Raw genomic sequence first — 17,740 nt, 5'->3', positions numbered from 1 at the left:
GCAAACCCTTCCCCCCCCCCCCCCCCTCCCCCCCCCCCCCCCCCCCCTCCCCCCCCCCCCCCCCCCCCCCCCCCCCCCCCCCCCCCCCCCCCCCCCCCCCGCTGCCGTACCGGAAGATCTTTTTCCAAGGCTTCCTGACCAACGTGCTCAATCCCAAAGTGGCGATATTTTTCCTCGCCTTCGTGCCGCAGTTTATCGCCGCCGACGCGCCCAACAAGGCGCTGGCGTTCATTGTGCTGGGCTGCATTTTCAACGTTAACGGCATGCTGTGGTGCCACGCGCTGGCCCTGTTCACCGCGTTCGCCAGCACCCGCCTGCAGCTCAAGCCGCGCGTGACGGCGTGGCTCGGCCGCGCCGCCGGCGGCCTGTTCATCGCGCTCGGCCTGAAGCTGGCGCTGTCGAAGCCCAACTGACGCCCCCCTTCCCCTCATCACTTGGAACCCGCCATGTCCGACATCCTCAACCAAATCCTGGCCGTCAAAGCCGACGAAGTCGCCGCGGCGAAAAAATACCGCAGCTTGGCCAGCCTGCGCGGCGACGTCGAGGCCGACGCCGAACTGCGTCAGGACCTGCGCGGCTTCGAAGCCAGCCTGCGCCAGAAAATCGGCGCCGGCGCCGCCGCCGTCATCGCCGAAGTGAAAAAGGCGTCGCCGTCGAAGGGCGTGCTGCGCGCCGACTTCCGTCCGGCCGACATCGCCGCCAGCTATGCCGACAACGGCGCGGCCTGCCTGTCGGTGCTGACCGACGTACAGTTCTTCCAGGGCGCCACAGACTACCTGAAGCAGGCCCGCGCCGCCTGCGCCATTCCAGTGCTGCGCAAGGACTTCATGGTCGACATGTACCAAGTCTACCAAGCGCGGGCGATGGGCGCCGACTGCATCTTGCTGATCGTCGCGGCGCTCGACCACGGCCTGATGGCCGAGCTGGAAGCCTGCGCCCACGAGCTGGGCATGGACGTGCTGATCGAAGCGCACGACGGCGCCGAGCTGGACGCGGCGCTCAAACTCAAGAGCGCGCTGGTCGGCATCAACAACCGCAACCTGCGCACCTTCGAGACGTCGCTGCAGACCACCATCGACCTGCTGCCGCGCATTCCTGCGGAAAAGCTCATCATTACCGAATCTGGTATTCTGGTCGGCGAGGACGTGCAACGGATGCGCGACGCCAACGTGCACGCCTTCCTGGTGGGCGAGGCGTTCATGCGCGCGCCCGACCCCGGCGCCGAGCTGCGCCGATTGTTCAGTTAGGCTCCTTAGCCCAAGAGGTAACGCCATGGCCCGCCCAGTGACATCCACTCTCGTATCGGTATCGCTGGGGCTGCTGTCGCTGCTCCTGAGCGGCTGCCAGAAAACCCCGCCGCGCACCCCGCCGACGCCCAGCGTGGCCGAGATGGCGGCGCCGCCGGCGCCCGCCGCCGCACCCAAGCCGCCGGCGCCGATGAACAACATCGACGACTACAAGATGCTAGTGGCCCAGCAAATCCTCGACGCCAACCCCGGCATCACCTTCAGCGGCCAACTGCCGCCGATGCTGCCGGCCATCGTGGTCGTCGACATCAGCGTCGACCGCGACGGCGAATTGCGCAGCGTCGAAGTGAAACGCTCGCGCAACAAGGAAGCGTCGAAGGTCGCGCTGGCGGCGGTGAAACGGGTCGGCGCGCCGTTCCCGAAGCCGCTGCACCTGCTCAAGCGCAACCACAAGACGCTCGACTTTTCCGAAACCTTCCTGTTTAACGAGCGCTTCCACTTCCAACTGCGAAGCCTGGCCGGACCGCAATAAGCGCTGGGTTAACGCGCGGCGCTCGGGCGGCGCAGGGCGATGCCTTTTTTGCCAGGCGCCGCCAGCGTCAGCGTCACGCCGGGTAGGCGTTCGCCTTGCAGGGTGACGTCAAAGCTCATCAGTTCGTCGCGCCGGAAGGCGTGGATCGTGACGCGCTGCCCCACTTGGTAGCGGCCCAGCAGCGTGTCGAGGTTGGCCGGCTGGCCGCCCACGCGCAAGCCGTCCAGCGCCACCAACACGTCCCCCGCCGACAAGCCGCCCAGGTGGGCGGCGCCGCCTTCGTGCACCTGCGCCAGCTTGGCGTCGGCGCCGTCGCGCCCCAGGCCGACGTCCAGGCTCGGCTTGGCGCTCTTGCGCTCGTCGGCGTAGGCGACGCCGAACGGCGCCAGCAGTTTCGCCAGCGGCAGGTCGGCGGTGCCGCGGATGTGCCGCTCGACGAAGGCTTTCATTTTGAGGCCGCTGACTTCGTCGAGCAGGGCGTCGACTTCGGCCGGCGTCACGCCGCGCGCCGCGCCGTGGTAGAAGTCGCGGCCGAAGCGCTGCCACAGCGCCTGCATGACGTCGTCGAGCGTGCGTTTGCCGGCCGTCTTGGCGCGGATCGTCAGGTCCAGCGCCAGCGCGATCAGCGAGCCTTTGGTGTAGTAGCTGACGATGGCGTTCGGCGCGTTTTCGTCCTGGCGGTAGTATTTGCCCCAGGCGTCGAAGCTGGAGTCGGCCACGCTTTGTTTGTTGCGGCCGCTGCCGCGCAGCACGCTGTTGACGGTTTTTCCCAGCAGTGCCAGGTAGGCCGCCTCGTCGATGATGCCGGCGCGTACCAGCATCAGGTCGTCATAGTAGCTGGTGAAGCCCTCGAACAGCCAGAGCAGCGGGGTGTAGCTTTCCGCTTGCAGGTCGTACGGCGCGAAGGCCGCCGGCTTGATGCGTTTGACGTTCCAGGTGTGGAAGTATTCGTGGCTGCACAGGCCGAGGAATTTGAGGTAGCCGTCGCTAATCGCCTCGCCCTTCGGCGTGGCCGTGCTGGGCAGGTCGGCGCGGGCGCAGATCAGCGCGGTCGAGGCGCGGTGCTCCAGGCCGCCGTAGCCGTCGCCCACGGCCAGCGTCAGGAACAGGTAGCGCGGCATCGGCGCGCGCTTGGTTTTCGGTTCGAAGAAGGCGATCTGGGTTTCGCAGATGGCTTTCAGGTCGGCACTCAGACGCGCCATGTCGAGGTTGGGCACGCGCCCGCTGATGACGATGTCGTGCGGCACGCCGTGCGCCTTGAACGTGGCCAGCGCGAAGTCGCCCAGTTCGACCGGGTGGTCGATCAGTTCGTCGTAGTCGGCGGCCTGGTAGGTGCCGAAGCCGTAGCGCTTGGCGCCCAGTTCCGCCAGCGTGGTGGCGACGCGCCAGGTTTTGCAAGCGGCGTCGTCCGGGCGCACGATGTCGACCTGGTGCGCGCCGTCCTCCCGCCCCAGCACGCGCAGGAACACGCTGGTGCCGTTGAAGAAGGCGTGGCCCTGGTCCAGGTGCGCGGTGCGCACCGACAGGTCCCAGGCGTAGACCTCGTAGTGCAGCACCAGCTCGCCGCGGCAGGGCGCCGCCTGCCACGAGTGCTTGTCGAGTTTCGTCAGCGCCACCGACCAGCCGTCCGATTCGGCGCGGATCTGTACGATGTTGCGCGAGAATTCGCGGATCATGTAGCTGCCCGGTATCCACGCCGGCAGCGCGAACACCTGCCCGGCGGGGTCCGGCGCCGGCACCGTCAGCGTCACTTCGAACAGGTGGCCGGCCAGGTCTTTGGGACGGATGGTGTAGGCGATCGCGGCGTTTTTCTTGTTTGGTTTTTTCATCTTTTTCCTCGTGTTTGCGGGTTCTCGGCGCCTGTCTGTCTTATCGTTGCAGGTCGGCCCGGGTGTCGATGTCTTGCAGCACGCCGGGGTCGTCGACCATCACCACGCGCACAGGATAACGCTTGAGCAGTTCGCGCGCGCCCCGGTCCCCTTGCAGCGCCAACAATGGCGCCAGGTGGACCCGGCCGAAGCCGACCGGATTGCCGCGCCGGCCCTGGTGCAGCGGCGTGGCGATGCCGGCGCCGCCGCCGAGGGCCTCGGCCAGCAGGCGCATCGTGTCGGGCCGCACGTGCGGCATGTCGGCCAGCGCCACCAGCCAGCCGCCCGCCTCGCGCGCGTGGCGCACCGCGTGCGCCAGCGAGGTTCCCATGCCGTCGTCGGCGTCGGCGCAGAACGTCACTTCGCAGCCGGCGCCGCGCAGCGCGGCGGCGAGCGCCTCGTCGCCGCCGCGCACCACCGCCACCACCCGGCCCACCGCCGCCAGCAGGTGGCGCGCGCTGGCCGCGGCCACCGCCTCGCCGCCGGCCAGCGGCTGCAACAGCTTGTTGTGCGCGCCGGACGGGTCGAAACGCCGGCCGCGCCCGGCCGCCAGCAAAATGCCAACCACGCCGGCGACGCCGCCCACGCTAGGCCGTCGCCAGGTCGAACGGCAGTCTGCGCAGGCGCTTGCCGGTCAGCTTGAAAATGGCGTTGGCGAACGCCGGCGCCAGCGGCGGCACGCCCGGCTCGCCCATGCCGGTCGGGGCGTCGGTGGAGGCGACCAGGTGCACCTCGACGACCGGCATGTCGGTGATGCGCGCCACCGGGTAGTCGCCGAAGTTCTGCTGTTCGACGACGCCGTCCTTGAGCGTGATGGCGGCGCCGGGCAAGGTGGTCCCCAGCGCCATCAGCACCGCACCCTGCACCTGCGCCTCGATGCTCAAGGGGTTCACGGCCAGGTTGCAATGCACCCCGGCGGTAACCTTGTGCAGCTTGGGCACGCCGTCCTTGACCGAGGCCGTGACGACATAGGCGACCACGGAGTTGAACGACTCGTGCATCGCCACGCCCCAGGCCTGGCCCTTCGGCAGCGCCTTCTTGCCGTAGCCCGACTTGGCCACCGCCAGGTCCAGCGCGGCGACGTGGCGCGGGTGTTTTTCGCCCAGCAGCTTTTTGCGGTAGGCCACCGGGTCGGCGCCGGCCGCGTGCGCCGCCTCGTCGATCAGGGTCTCCATGACGAAGCCGGTGTGGGTCGAGCCGACCGAGCGCCACCACAGCACCGGCACGTTGGCCTGGGCGTTGTGCACCGTCAGGTTCAACGGCACCTGGTAGGGTTCGCCCATGCCCTCGACCATGGTGTGATCGACACCGTTCTTGACCATGAAGGCCTCGAACGGCGTGCCGGTGATAATCGACTGGCCGACGATGGTGTGGTTCCAGGCGACGATGGCGCCCGTCCCGTCCAGGCCCAGTTCGGCCCGGTGCACATGCGACGGCCGGTAGTAGCCGCCCTTGATGTCGTCCTCGCGGCTCCAGATCAGCTTCAGCGGCCCGCCCTTGCCGCTTGCCTGCCAAGCCTTGGCGACGTTGACCGCCTCGACGATGTAGTCCGAGCTGGGCACGGCGCGCCGGCCGAAGCCGCCGCCGGCCATCATCGTGTGCAGCGTCACCTGCCCCGGCTTCAGGCCGGCGGTGCGGGCGATGGCGGCGTGGTCCATGGTCTGGAACTGCGAGCCGGCCCAGACGGTGCAGCCGTCGGCGCGCAGGTCGACCACGCAATTGAGCGGCTCCATCGGCGCGTGCGCCAGGTAGGGGAATTCATAGACGGCGGTGATTTTCTTCGGCGCCGCGGCCAGCTTCGAGGTGTCGGCGCTCTTCACCGGCAGGCCCGGGGTTTGCGCCAGCGCCTTGAACGCGGCCAGTTGCTGCGCGCTGTCGACCTTGCCGACGGCGCTGCTGTCCCAGTCGATCCGCAGCGCGTCGCGGCCCTGCTTGGCCTGCCAGTAGCCGTCGGCGATCACCGCCACGCCGCTGCCGCCGCGGTCGGTCTCCACCTCCAGCACCTGCTGCACGCCCTTGATCGCCAGCGCCTCGCCGGCGTCGAACTTGGCCACCCTGGCGCCGAACACCGGCGGGCGCGCCACCACCGCGACCTTGGTGTTGGCCGGCTTGAAGTCCATGCCGAACTCCTGCTTGCCGCTCGACTTGGCGCGCGCGTCGAGTCGTTTGACCGGCTTGCCGATGATGCGGAAGTCCTTCGGGTCCTTCAACTGCACGCTGGCGGGCGGGGTCTGCCTCATGGCGGCATCGGCGAAGGCGCCGTAGCTGGCCTTCTGGCCGGCCGGGCCGAGCAGCATGCCCCGCGCCGTCGCCACCTCCGCCGGCGCCACCTGCCACTGCTCGGCGGCGGCGGCGACCAGCATCGCCCGCGCGCGCGCGCCGATTTCGCGGTACTGCGTGAACGAGTGGGCGATAGTGCCGGAGCCGCCGGTGATCTGCATGCCGAAGGCCGGGTCCTTGAAGGCGTCGCCGGCCGGCGCCAGCTCGCCGCGCATTTGCGACCAGCCGGCGTCGAGCTCCTCGGCGATCAGCATCGGCAGGCTGGTGTGCACGCCTTGGCCGAATTCAAGCCGGTTCACCTGCACCGTCACGCTGTTGTCCGGCGCGATGCGCAGGAAGGCGTTCGGCTGCGACGGCGGTTTCGCCTCGGCCTCGGCGGCGCGCGCGAACTTGTTGGCGCCGGGGACGAAAAAGCTCAGCACCAGGCCGCCGCCGGCGAGCGCGCCGGCCTTGATGAAACTGCGCCGCGACAGCGCGCCGCGGCCCTGCCCGGCTTGCGCCAGGGTCGCCACGCCGTTTTCCAGCGCCTCCCGATTGATCCATTCGATACGCATGCGATGTCCCCTTAGGCGAGTGTTTTGGCGGCGTCTTTGATGGCGGCGCGGATCCGTTGATAGGTGCCGCAGCGGCAAATGTTGCCGCTCATGGCGCCGTCGATGTCGGCGTCGCTCGGCTTCTTGTTCGACTTCAGCAGCGCCGTCGCGCTCATCACCTGGCCGCTCTGGCAGTAACCGCACTGCGGCACGTCGTGCTTGACCCAGGCGTCTTGCACCGCCTTGCCGACCTTGTCGGCGCCGATCGCCTCGATGGTGGTGATCTCGCGCCCGGCGGCGGCGGAAATCGGCGTTACGCAGGAGCGGATCGGCTGCCCGCCCATGTGCACGGTGCAGGCGCCGCACAGCGCCGCGCCGCAACCGAACTTGGTGCCGGTCAGGTTCAGGTTGTCGCGCAGCGCCCACAGGATCGGCGTCGAGGGATCGGCGTCCACCTGCGTGTCATGCCCGTTGATATTCAATGTAATCATCGACTGCTCCTATTTGCGCTGCGGTTTTCGGCGGGCCTGCCTGAAGTGAAGCGCCGCGGATGTAAAAGCGGCGCGCCGGGTCAGGGGCGCGCCGTGTGCGGCGGGTGAAGGCGGTGTTACTGTTTAATGCTGGCCAGCTTGGCTTCCAGCGCCTTGGCGTCGATGGCGCCGGGAATCCGGCTGCCGTCGGCGAAGAAGATCGCCGGGGTGCCGTTGACGCGCAGCTTCTGCCCCAGCGCCAGCACCTTCTCGTGCGGCGAGGTGCAGCCGGCCGGCGCCGCCGGCGCCGCCTTGTTGTTCAACATCCAGTCGTCCCAGGCCTTGTTGCGGTCGGCCGAGCACCAGATGTTCTTCGACTTGGCGATCGAGTCTTCCGACAGGATGTTGTACATGAAGGTGTAGACGGTGACGTTGTCGATTTCCTTCAGCGTGGTCTGGCGGAAGCGCTTGCAGTAGCCGCAGTTGGGGTCCTCGAACACCGCGATGACGCGCTTGCCGTCGCCCTTGACGACCTTGGTCGCCACTTCCAGCGGCAGGTCGGAGAACTTGATGCGGCTGATCTCGTCGATGCGCTCCTTAGTCAAGTCCTGCGAGGTCTTGGCGTTGAAGACGTGGCCGACGATCAGGTAAGTCGCGCTCTTGTCGGTGTACAGGATGTCGCCGCCGGTGCGCACCTCGTACAGGCCGGCGTACGGGGTTTCCTTGATCGAATCGACCTTGGCGCCCTCGCCCAGGCGCGGCTCGATCAACTTCTTGATGTTCGCCTCGATCGGCGTTTCGGCGCCGACGCAGGACATCATCAGCCCCGACATCAGCAACAGCGCGGTTTTACTCGCAGTCATACTCAATTTCATAACATCTCCAGTGACATCCGCAAAAGCGATGCGCGCACGGGCGCGCCTCGCGTGGCCGGCGTGCGGCCATTGTACTTTTCACCACGCATTGCCACAATTAAGGCGAGCTTAACCCGTCATTGAGCGTGTCGCAGGTCGGATCAGCGGCACGCGTCATCCGACGCCGGGCCGCCGCCGACTAACCCGACCTACGCAAAGCGCCGCTTTAACCCGGCCTTCCCAGCGCGTGCGAGATCAGGCGGCGCTTGAGTCCCGGCAATTTATCCAGCAAGTTTAATCCCAAATTGCGCACCGCGCGCAGCGGCTCGATATCGCTGCCGAACAGGCGCGCCAGCGCGTCGGTGGCCAGTTGCATCAACAGCACGTCTTCCTTGCGGGCGCGGGCGTAGCGCGCCAGCACGCGCGCGTCGCCGATGCCGCGCTGCGGCTCGCGGGCGTTGACCGCCTTGACCAGCTCGGCGACGTCGGCGAAGCCCAGGTTCATGCCGTGTCCGGCCATCGGATGGACCACGTGGGCGGCGTCGCCCACCAACGCCACCCGCGACGCGACCATCGCGTGCGGGCGCATCAGCACCAGCGGAAAATCGCGCACCAGCTCCGGCTGCAGCGGCGTCAGCGCGCCGAGCTTGTCGGCGCACAGCGGCGCCAGGCGCGCGGCCAGCTGCGCCGCCGATTCGGCGCGCAGCGTGTCGGCCAGCGCGTCCGGCGCCGACCACACCAGCGAGACCCGGTCGCCGGGCAGCGGCAGCAGCGCGACGATGCCGTCGGCGCCGGTGAACCACTGGTGCGCGGCGCCGTGGTGCGGCTTGGCGCAGGCGAAGTTGCCGACCACGCCGCGCTGGCCGTAGGAACGGTAGTCGAGGCCGATGTCGCACTGGCCGCGCACCCAGGACTGGGCGCCGTCGGCACCGACCACCAGCGCGGCGGCGATGCTGTCGCCGCCGTCGAGGTGCACCGTGGCGTGGGCGTCGCCGCGCTCCAGGCGCAGCGCGCGCCCGTGCACGACGCGCACGTTCTGCGCGAACTTCAACGCCGCGTCCAGCGCCTGGCCCAGGTTGCCGTCCTCGACGATCCAGGCCAGCGCGCCGACATGGGCGCCGTAGGCGTCGAAGCCGAGGCCGCCGGCGTGGGCGCCGTCGCCGTTGACCAGCATGGCGTCGACCGGCGCCACGCGGGCGGCGTCGAGCGCGCCCCACACCCTCAGCGACGACAGCAGAGTGTGGGCGGTGTGGTTCAGGGCGTAGACGCGCACGTCCCAGCCGTGCCCGGCGGCGGCGGGCGGCGCCAGCGGCGGACATAACAGGGTGACGCTCTGCCCGGCCTGGGCGAAGGCCAGCGCGGTGGTTTTCGCAATGGCGCCATCGCCGACGATGCACACGTCGCTGTGGCCGGGCGGCACGCGGGGGGATGAGGGACTGTTCATACAGGCATTATAGCGTTTGCCGGGCCACGGCCAGCGCCGCCGCTCGCGGTGTTGTTCGCGATTCCCGCTGAACGGCGCGGCCGCGCGCGGCCATCGTCTATTGAGGAAAACACCGCTCCCGTCCACGCATAGTTGATTCGAAAGCAAATATTTACATTTTACAATTATTAATTTTTTGAAAGATGCTTTTCGACCCTTGCATTCCCGCTTGAGCCTGCTATAATTCTCCTCCTTGGCCTGGTAGCTCAGTCGGTAGAGCAGAGGATTGAAAATCCTTGTGTCGGTGGTTCGATTCCGCCCCGGGCCACCAAGAACATCGTTCGCGCAACGCCCACTCATGCAAGTGGGCTTTGTCGTTTCTGGGATTCGCAGTCCTCGGCTCCGGTCCATTTCCGGTACTATTCAACGGTTGTGCTGCGCCCAGACCAGCGAGCCATCAGGCAGACCCGCTCCTCCTCCAGGGCGATCGCATGAAGCCCCTTAATTACAGTGCGGGCTTGGCTTGCGCGTTAAATGACTTATTGACAATCTTCCACTCGCCGTCGATTTTGAGCAGTGTCATATAGTCCACAAATTTCACGGTTGGATAATCCAGTACCACCTTACCCACGGCCGCATCCCCAGCCAAATCGAGAATTTCAAAGCTTCGCCTGCGTTGCGATTCATCATTTGCAGGCTTACCGCTAAAGCGTCCGGCGTACTGTTCCAAGCTCCATGAAATCATGTTGCCGCCCATGTACCCAACAATTTTCGCGTCACTAGTAAAAGCCTTGCGCATGAAATCCGCATTTCCCGTCTCATGCGCTCGAATGTAGTTTTGTAACGGGGCCTTTGCCGCCGCCACCTCTATACCCTGCGCAAATACCATTGGCGTCATAAAAATGGCCCCAAAGAAAATTGTTTTCAACGTCATATTGAGTGCTCGATCAGTAAATAGTCAAGAACGGTGCAGGGAGATAATTTTGCGCCCCAACTCCACGCCGGCTCCCCAACTCGGCATCGCAGACCGCACAAAAGACAACTTGTGACTTGGCTTTCGGATAACTATACAGTACTTTTATCGTAACTGTTCAGCGTGAGTGAATAGGGCAAAAAGTTGTTCATCTGGACGCCATGTGGCAGCGTGTACGACGGCATCGTCCGGGACGCCGAACTGCTCGATGCTGAAACCAGCACGCGCCTCAAGCAGAGCACGGCGGCCAACTTGCTGCGCCGCTTCCGCCTGCACGCCGACGCCGTCCTGCGCTTCATCGGCGCGATCCTATCCTGCGCACCGCATAGCGGCTGAACAGTTACCCGATTTCAACATTCGAGTTTTCCGAACTAGATATGCACTGACGGCTTTCACCTTGTATAAGAGGTTCCGTCTTAGGGTCTGATATTTTTTTTAAGAGCCACGGTCGCCTCCTGTCCAGCATTGTTTTTTAACATTGCAGCGGCCGTAACGGAGGAAAATTGTATCGAAGTGTGCGCAAGAATCGAGAACAACATCCCACGCGCATACGGACTTGGCGTCCTACATTAAGTACCATAAACCGACAACCCGCACGGTCGCCGAATCGATAGCAGTAGATGCAGCCTGAGGCCAGAATTATCCAAATCCCCACCCAGTTAACAACGAATTATCGTACTACAATGCAACTTCCGCTGCTTTTTGTGGACGCCACAAAAAATGCATTTATGGCAATGAATCTTGATGGACAACACGGTTGGACGCAGGTCGAACGTTGAGGGCGCGTTATTCCGCGCTCGATTTCGACAAGACGTTCGTCTTGAAAATCCTTGTGTCGGTGGTTCGATTCCGCCCCGGGCCACCAAGAACATCGTTCACGAAACGCCAACCCTCACCGGTTGGCGTTGTCGTTTCTGGAACACGTAGTCCTCGTGTCCGGTCTATTTCCGGCCCAGCCCACCCAATCACCGAAGCGTTCAAGTGGCCGGAGCTTGTTTCCGATGGAGCCCAAGTGAGCGCCCTTCCCACCCAAAACATTCACTGCCAGTGAATATTTATTGACCAAACTGCTGATCTGTGGTGTACTTCAGCAGGCCGAGTGTTACCGCTCGGGTGGTTTTCGAAATACGTATTTTCCTTATCAAACGCAAAGGTAGCAAAACGACCCTGAAACTTAAGGGTTGCCCACTTCCAGAAGTAGGCTAGATGTCTCGCAACGGGCGATGTGCCCAGCGCGATGAGCCAATCGACCACGTAAGCGTCATTGCCAGTGTTATCGGTAGTGAGGGGCTGCATGGGGGCTGTGCTCTAAGACGTGTGACTGGTAATGGGCTTGTTATGTCGGGCTGGCACCTTCCGGCTTTTGCTTATGGGGCTGGGCAATTTCGCCCGGATTGAGGAAATTATCATGAATAAACGTAACTTCGAAAAAAGTGTTCGGACGCTGAAAAGCCTTCGTGACATGTACTACAGCCAGCTCGACATTAGCGTTGTGACTGAGTTGAATGCCGTGATTGTTGAGCTTGAGAAAGCAGACAGTCAACTGAACATCGAGCGCAAGCAGAATTTGGGCTTGCGTGCGCTTCAGGTAATAGGCGTCGTCATTAGTCTGGTCAGCAATATTCGTGACTTGATGAAATGATGAACTCAGCCGTGGTGCAGCAAGCCCATTAATTCTCTTGGTTTTAATTATGAATCTTGGTAAGTCAATCCATACATGCAGGGTGAAGCGAGGGCTCTCGCAGGCTGAACTCGCCCGCCGTGCTGGTTGTTCAGTATCCTATCTGTCGATGCTCGAAAATTCCAAACGTGATCCCACGATGTCTACCGTTCAGAGCATCGCATCCGGCCTCGGCGTTCCTGTTGAGATCCTATTTTTCCTTGGCGCCGAGCGTGGAGAATTGGCTGGGATCGACAAAGAGCTAGCGGGGCAGTTGGCGCTGACAGCATTGGAACTACTTGATGAGCAACCAGTCAATTAGTCCAGGGCTCCGCCCAACCTACCCATTCGAACCCATTCACGGGCTACCTGCCCTATCGAGAGCATTAGGTATTCATCGGGATATGCTGATCAAATACTCTCAGCGTGCGGACCGACTATATAGAGTAGCAAAGCAGGAGAAAAAGGCAGATGGTACACTCCGTCAAACGTTCGATGCCTTCCCTGTGCTTAAGTCCATCCAAATTCGGATTCAGCAGCGCATTCTCAAACGAATAATCTACCCTGCGTACTTGCAAGGGAGCCTTCGCGGCTGTAGCCCACGAACAAACGCCGCCATTCATGTCCATGCCAAAATCGCTTTCGCGGAAGACATCGCCAATTTTTTTCCGTCTGCCCACTACGGCCTGATTAAGAGAATCTGGACTGGTTTCATGGGTTTTTCCGACGACGTCGCAGAAGTTTTGGCGATGTTGACGACTAAGGACGGCGGACTGCCGCAAGGTGCGGTCACAAGCTCGTTCTTGGCTAACCTAGTTTTCTGGGACTACGAGCCATTCCTTGTAGAAAAGCTAGACGCTCGCGGGCTGCGTTATTCTCGCTACGTAGACGACGTTAGTGTGTCGTGCGTGCAGAGACTTCAGGTGGAAGACCAATCTCGCCTTGTGAGCGAGATATATGGCATGTTGCTTCATCATGGTTTCAAGCCGAAGCGGTCGAAACATGAAGTATTCACCGCTGGGAAATCCATGCGTACGACCAAGCTCCTTAGCAACAAACGGGTGGCCCTTCCCGTGGAGCAGCGGCAAAATATCCGTGCTGCGGTTTACGCGTTGGAGAAACAAATTGCGTCTGGCGACTGTGGCGCAACCGTCGCGAAAGAACTCGCTCGCGTCGCCAGCAGGGTCGGGCGCCTCGGTAGCTTCCATAGCAAAGAAGCGACCGCACTCAAAACGCGCCTGAAGACTGTGCGCCGGGCACTAGACCCCGTACCTATACCAACAAAAGGTGAGGACGCACAAGACCCCAAGGAAGAAATTGTCAAAACCTGCTTGCCGCCGCCTTGGGGAAAAAGCATTCAAGCATAGTCGCTGGCCCACACTCCCTCGTATAGCCCCTTCGCACTTGTTGCGACCATAATGGCCTGTCGCACATCAGGACGGGTCAGATCCAGCACTCGCAACTTGCCGAACGCTTCCGCAACGGACTCAATACGCCTGTAGGCACTCCCGTAGGACTCGGCATACGCTGCCAGCCCTTGCAACTTGGGCAGGGCATCAACCAAGTGCAAGCCATGAGGATCAACCAAATCCACCACCACTTTGCCGTCCTGCTGGGCGAAGAAGATAAAGTCAGGGCGAACGATTTTGTACTGCTCATCTTCCAAGTAGGCGATGCCTAGCGAGGATTGCCCCGGCTGTTGTGGATTGCGATACCAGAAACTAAAACCGATGCGCTCGGACTCGGCTTCAACAACTGTGCGCTCCCAGTTGTTCAATTCGGCGGGGTACTTGCCATCTTTATCGCAAAGCAGATGGCTCTTCCATGTCGAAAAGGCGGTTTCTTTGTTGTTCTCGCGTGCCTTGGTTGCCTCATAGCGGGATTCTGGTTTGGCTAAATCGACGCCCTGCGGCTCAGTATTCATTTCGATGATCTGCCGATAGGACTCTTTCCTGTCGTCGGTCAGTGCCTTGATTTGAGGTGCATAAGTCGCTAGCCACGCCTTGGCCAGCTTGTCAGCCTCTGCGTCAAAGTACGCCTGCACTTCCGTAACCAGTCCCAAGCCCGCGACGGTGACGCGTGCCTCAACAATGGCCTCCAGGTATTCTTCCGGGTCATCGTCCACGCTGGCAACCTTCTGCGCCAGATGCTCAACGTAGGTACGGGAAATGTCGGGGCTGAAGACGCGCGTAGCGCGCCGGTAGGCGTCATCGATCACCGCCATGTCGGCGTCTTCCCAGAATTTTTCGAAGCTCTTTTCCTTCCCCTTCATGTCGGCGATCACAGTCTTACCGTCCACGGTTATCACCGACTTGCGTTTTGCCTCGATCTCTTCTTTCTCGCTCTCCTGGAATGCATCTAACGCCTTGTGCATCTCGGCATGAGCCAGCCTGCCTGCGCGAGCGAGAATGTCATCTGATGCAAACTCGTGAGCAAGCGCGGTCAATCGCTTCGCCGGTTTCGCGCCACGCTGCGGGCGAGTTTGCGATGGGATGGCCTCGAACGCTTTCCAAACTGCTGCGGATGCGTCTGGATGAGGCGTCACCTCTACGTAGTCAATAACGATGCGTCCAGACGGCGGCGCCGAGTCGTCGCCTTTCATCAAGGCATCGACGACTTCTTCCACCGTCTTTCGATTGAACCTCGGCAGCAGGCAGTCAACCGCGTTCAGCCGATCATTGCCGGGAATACGACGGGCCAACGGTGAACGTACCATGCGGCCCAATAGCTGGGTGATGTGGGTGCGGTCGCTGGCGGCCCGGAAGGACACCATCACCTCAGCGCGAGGGCAGTCCCAGCCGGTACTGATGGCATCCTTGGCAATCAGTACGCGCACCCATGCGGATTCCTGGACGCGCTGCGGCTCGATGTAAGGCACGTCGCGGTTCCCGAATCGTTGCGTGGTGTGATCACCGAACACGTGTGCCACACTGGCTTTTGGCAATTCCGGGTAACGCTCGAAAATGGTGTCCAGCGCGCGTCCGATCTCATTCGGATCAGGAGTATTGGGAACTTGAAATACCATCAGCGGCACAACTACGCGCGCCTCTTCTTGCTGTTTGGCATATTCGATCCATGCTGCGGTCGATTCCTTCAGCTTGTCAGTGGCACGTCGCACCAGCACGGTGTCGAAATCGCCAACTTCATCGGGAATATCCAGCAGGATGATGTCCTTGATGATGCCGGACTCCTGCACCTTGGCCGCGTCAACCACCACGTTTGGCAGCTTAATGTGCTTGGCCGCGAACTCAATCGCTTTGTTGAAGCGCTCGACTGTCGCCGAAATGCCCCAGACCACCGGGATGCCTGGCACGCTACCAGAACCGTTGATGAGCCGCTGCACAATTGTACCTTTTTCTTTAATCGTCGCGTTACCCATGCCCCGATGTGCCTCGTCCAGTACTATATAAAGGGTCAATTCCGGGTCATCGATTGTATTCTGAATAGTGTCCCAGATGGTGTAGGCACGCAGGTCCGGGCGAGTTTCCGGTAGTAAGTCACCCGCCTTCGCCTCCATTTCCTGCTGGTCGTGGCCGCGCACCAGCAGGCTGTTCTTGCTCAGCTTCTGCGTGTTGAGGAAATAGATTTTTCCGGCCTCAAACCTGGGCCGGTTGAAGGAGTTTTCCACCACCACCAGATCAGTATGGTTGATGCGGTCGCTGGCTTCCATTAGGCGAAAGCGAGTCTGCTCGTTCAAAGACGGGTCGTCACTGAACCAGATCACCACCGCACCAGGGTCGGCATCAAAGTCGAATTCGTCATCACCATGGAATAGAGCCTCGAACGCGGCTGCGGCCATCACGGTTTTACCGGCGCCGGTCACAGCGGTCAGCGAGAAAGCGGTTTTACGAGACTTGCGACGCCAGTCATCTCGTGCGTCTTTCAGATTGTCCAGTGCATCGCGCACAGCGTCTCGCTGGTAGTCCTTGAGGATGAACTTCATGAATTATTCCCCGTTAGTAAAGCTGAAATTGGTCAAATAGGACTCGTACAGGCGCACTGGCTCCACACCATCAGGTAAGCGTTTGGCGATTGCTTGGAAGCGGCGATCATCATCTGTGACGATGTAGGCGACGCGCAGACCGTTTGCATTGTCCACGGCATTGATGAAGGGTGTGGCCTGATCCACTTCGGTTAGCAATCCGTATGTGTCCGCTACCGCCCAGCCTTCCGCCGGCACCTTGTCGATGCGCTTGCCACTCGCACCAGCCCGCAGCCATAACATTGGCGCAATACGGGCGTAGGCCAGGTTGTGACTGACTGCGTTCTTTGCCTCGTAAGTCAGGGTGAAGAACTCGGCGTTTTCCTCAAAGCCGTCCGCTATAGGGAATTCATCGACGAACTTGTAATCGCCATTAATTGGTTCACCCTGCGGAGTCTTGCCCGTGATTGCTGCGGCCACGCGCGGCTTGGTAATGTAGTCGCAGATGCCATGTTGTTCCCATTCAACGTCTCCGGGACGCAAACCTCGTTCGCGTAATGCCTTCTGCTCAGCAGCCGCAACTTCGTTGTTCGTCACACCGATGCATTGGCGAGTGCCACCGTCTTGTTTGTTCAGTCTCATGACGGCGTGCGCCGTGGTGCCGGAGCCGAAGAAGAAATCCAACACTACCGCTTTCGGTCGACTAGCTAGAAAGTGGCGGAGGCAATCTTCAACCGCATACAATGATTTCGGAAATGGGAATCTGCGACCCGGTATTACTTGCTTGAGAATCTCTGTGCCGAATCTTTGAGCATCGTGCGAAGGCTTGTTCCAAGCCGTTGTAGGCATGACCATACGACCTGTAACGTAATGCGCTATAACTGAGCCGTCTTGAGATCTGCCAGCAATCACTACATTCCCAGCCTCGATATCTCCGACAATACCTCCTGTTAGATACGATATTGTGCACTCTTGAGGTTCTTGAGGGGTGTGGCGTCCTGATCGCAAATAGCCATCCTTGAGCCGAGCGCGGGCAGCCTTTGGAACTAGCCCCCAGTTCATCTCCGTACCATCAGGCCGAATTGGAAAGACAGACACACATCCATCTTTGGACGGTGCATCCTGTCGAGGAAGGTCATGCGGAAGAGGTTCGCCGATTTCTAAGATTTGACCAGTCGCCCTGCTAACGTAAATGGGATAGAACTGCGATTTCCCACCTTTTGCTGTACCTCGCTTAGATGCGATATCACTACGCCTAAACGTATCCCAAGTTACAGGCCGACTCGATTCACTTCTCTGCTCAGGAAGAACCGAAGCACTGCCAATGCGAACAAAAAACACATACTCATCAGTTCTAGAAAATTCCGACTGTCTGCCCGCTCCAGCAGGGTTGATAACACTGCTTATCATCTGAATGCTTTCTTCCGGAAACGTTTGCTCTAACAGCAACCCCAACCGCAAATACTCTTTCTCGTCGATGGTCACAATTAGCACCGCATCCACTGGATTCAACAATTCCTTCGCCACGTACAAACGTCGCTCCATCATCGCGAGCCATTTGCTATGACGGTACAGGTCATCGCCCTCGACGTAATCATTGTTGTATTTCCAGTCCTTCGCACCCGTGTTGTACGGCGGGTCGATGTAGATGGCGTCAACCTTGCCGCGGTGCGTGTAGGTCAATGCCTTCAATACGTGGTAGTTCTCGCCATTGATGACCGTGTGGAATGGTTTGTCACCACCGCGCTGCACTTTTCCCGTGTTGACCAAGCCCGGATAGATGGTGTCGCGAAACTCAGCCACCACTACAAGATCATCCAGCGCCACAGATTGCGTTTCAGCCTCCGCAACGTCAAGCCGTTCCAAGTCGGCTACTTTCCTCGCTTTGTTGATAGCTTTGACCTGCCACAGCCGCTGATCCCCCCTTCTTGGTAGTACCGCGCTCGGGAAGTACCCGAACTTTGTCGCCCTTCCGGAT

The 17,740-nt window shown here is 61.5% G+C and carries 16 protein-coding genes and 1 tRNA gene; 8 read left to right on the top strand and 9 right to left on the bottom strand.

Annotated features, from left to right (window positions below):
• The 3 genes from ACFDR9_RS15290 to ACFDR9_RS15280 all read left to right on the top strand — a co-directional run.
• The coding region (locus ACFDR9_RS15290; protein WP_409031538.1) for a LysE family translocator at window positions 1-413 on the top strand (413 nt) is incomplete at its 5' end.
• 33 nt (window positions 414-446) lie between these two features.
• Entirely contained in the window at window positions 447-1,247 is an 801-nt protein-coding gene (gene trpC, locus ACFDR9_RS15285) for an indole-3-glycerol phosphate synthase TrpC (RefSeq protein ID WP_017877669.1), read from the top strand.
• A 37-nt stretch (window positions 1,248-1,284) separates the two neighbouring features.
• A complete protein-coding gene (locus ACFDR9_RS15280; protein WP_157406689.1) occupies window positions 1,285-1,779 on the top strand; it encodes a hypothetical protein in 495 nt (164 codons plus the stop codon).
• An 8-nt stretch (window positions 1,780-1,787) separates the two neighbouring features.
• Here ACFDR9_RS15280 and ACFDR9_RS15275 read toward each other — a convergent pair whose 3' ends face one another.
• The 6 genes from ACFDR9_RS15275 to ACFDR9_RS15250 all read right to left on the bottom strand — a co-directional run bounded on the left by ACFDR9_RS15275 (window position 1,788) and on the right by ACFDR9_RS15250 (window position 9,228).
• Window positions 1,788-3,608, bottom strand: coding sequence for a M61 family metallopeptidase (locus ACFDR9_RS15275; protein WP_409031537.1), 1,821 nt, complete (start codon window positions 3,606-3,608; stop codon window positions 1,788-1,790).
• Window positions 3,609-3,648: 40 nt separating this feature from the next.
• Window positions 3,649-4,233 (bottom strand): NTP transferase domain-containing protein, encoded by a 585-nt coding sequence (locus ACFDR9_RS15270; protein ID WP_409031536.1) that lies wholly within the window; start codon window positions 4,231-4,233, stop codon window positions 3,649-3,651.
• A 1-nt stretch (window position 4,234) separates the two neighbouring features.
• The gene (locus tag ACFDR9_RS15265; protein ID WP_409031535.1) at window positions 4,235-6,481 is read right to left on the bottom strand and encodes a molybdopterin cofactor-binding domain-containing protein; all 2,247 of its coding nucleotides are present in this window, start codon (window positions 6,479-6,481) and stop codon (window positions 4,235-4,237) included.
• An 11-nt stretch (window positions 6,482-6,492) separates the two neighbouring features.
• The gene (locus ACFDR9_RS15260; RefSeq protein WP_409031534.1) at window positions 6,493-6,951 is read right to left on the bottom strand and encodes a (2Fe-2S)-binding protein; all 459 of its coding nucleotides are present in this window, start codon (window positions 6,949-6,951) and stop codon (window positions 6,493-6,495) included.
• A 116-nt stretch (window positions 6,952-7,067) separates the two neighbouring features.
• A complete protein-coding gene (locus ACFDR9_RS15255) occupies window positions 7,068-7,793 on the bottom strand; it encodes a DsbC family protein (RefSeq protein WP_409031533.1) in 726 nt (241 codons plus the stop codon).
• A 217-nt stretch (window positions 7,794-8,010) separates the two neighbouring features.
• Window positions 8,011-9,228: an FAD-dependent monooxygenase gene (locus ACFDR9_RS15250; RefSeq protein WP_409031532.1), complete on the bottom strand. Its 1,218-nt coding sequence runs from the start codon at window positions 9,226-9,228 to the stop codon at window positions 8,011-8,013.
• A gap of 234 nt (window positions 9,229-9,462) precedes the next feature.
• Here ACFDR9_RS15250 and ACFDR9_RS15245 point away from each other — a divergent pair.
• Window positions 9,463-9,538: transfer RNA gene (locus ACFDR9_RS15245), tRNA-Phe, on the top strand.
• Window positions 9,539-9,712: 174 nt separating this feature from the next.
• Here ACFDR9_RS15245 and ACFDR9_RS15240 read toward each other — a convergent pair.
• The gene (locus tag ACFDR9_RS15240) at window positions 9,713-10,141 is read right to left on the bottom strand and encodes a nuclear transport factor 2 family protein (protein ID WP_017877677.1); all 429 of its coding nucleotides are present in this window, start codon (window positions 10,139-10,141) and stop codon (window positions 9,713-9,715) included.
• Window positions 10,142-10,324: 183 nt separating this feature from the next.
• On the opposite strand from ACFDR9_RS15240, the gene ACFDR9_RS15235 reads away from it, so the two are divergent.
• The 4 genes from ACFDR9_RS15235 (at window position 10,325) to ACFDR9_RS15220 (ending at window position 13,207) form a co-directional block, all read left to right on the top strand.
• Window positions 10,325-10,516, top strand: coding sequence for a hypothetical protein (locus ACFDR9_RS15235; RefSeq protein ID WP_017877678.1), 192 nt, complete (start codon window positions 10,325-10,327; stop codon window positions 10,514-10,516).
• A gap of 1,072 nt (window positions 10,517-11,588) precedes the next feature.
• The gene (locus ACFDR9_RS15230) at window positions 11,589-11,822 is read left to right on the top strand and encodes a hypothetical protein (RefSeq protein ID WP_409031531.1); all 234 of its coding nucleotides are present in this window, start codon (window positions 11,589-11,591) and stop codon (window positions 11,820-11,822) included.
• Between the two features lie 49 nt (window positions 11,823-11,871).
• Window positions 11,872-12,162: a helix-turn-helix domain-containing protein gene (locus ACFDR9_RS15225; RefSeq protein ID WP_409031530.1), complete on the top strand. Its 291-nt coding sequence runs from the start codon at window positions 11,872-11,874 to the stop codon at window positions 12,160-12,162.
• An 82-nt stretch (window positions 12,163-12,244) separates the two neighbouring features.
• Window positions 12,245-13,207 (top strand): reverse transcriptase family protein, encoded by a 963-nt coding sequence (locus ACFDR9_RS15220; RefSeq protein ID WP_409031529.1) that lies wholly within the window; start codon window positions 12,245-12,247, stop codon window positions 13,205-13,207.
• On the opposite strand, the gene ACFDR9_RS15215 is transcribed toward ACFDR9_RS15220, so the two are convergent.
• Together ACFDR9_RS15215 and ACFDR9_RS15210 are read right to left on the bottom strand one after the other, a co-directional pair.
• On the bottom strand, window positions 13,198-15,783 hold the full coding sequence (locus ACFDR9_RS15215; RefSeq protein WP_409031528.1) for a DEAD/DEAH box helicase: 2,586 nt from the start codon (window positions 15,781-15,783) through the stop codon (window positions 13,198-13,200). The two genes, ACFDR9_RS15220 and ACFDR9_RS15215, sit on opposite strands and share 10 nt — an antisense overlap.
• 3 nt (window positions 15,784-15,786) lie before the next feature.
• Window positions 15,787-17,628, bottom strand: a complete 1,842-nt coding sequence (locus tag ACFDR9_RS15210; RefSeq protein ID WP_409031527.1) for a site-specific DNA-methyltransferase — start codon at window positions 17,626-17,628, stop codon at window positions 15,787-15,789.
• Between the last annotated feature and the right edge of the window lie 112 nt (window positions 17,629-17,740).

It is taken from the genome of Janthinobacterium sp. CG_23.3 (genome assembly GCF_046115965.1).
In the GTDB taxonomy this organism is placed as follows: Bacteria; Pseudomonadota; Gammaproteobacteria; order Burkholderiales; family Burkholderiaceae_D; genus Janthinobacterium.
The sequence above is the reverse complement of the archived record's forward strand: the minus strand, read 5'-3'. Positions and strand labels throughout refer to the sequence as shown.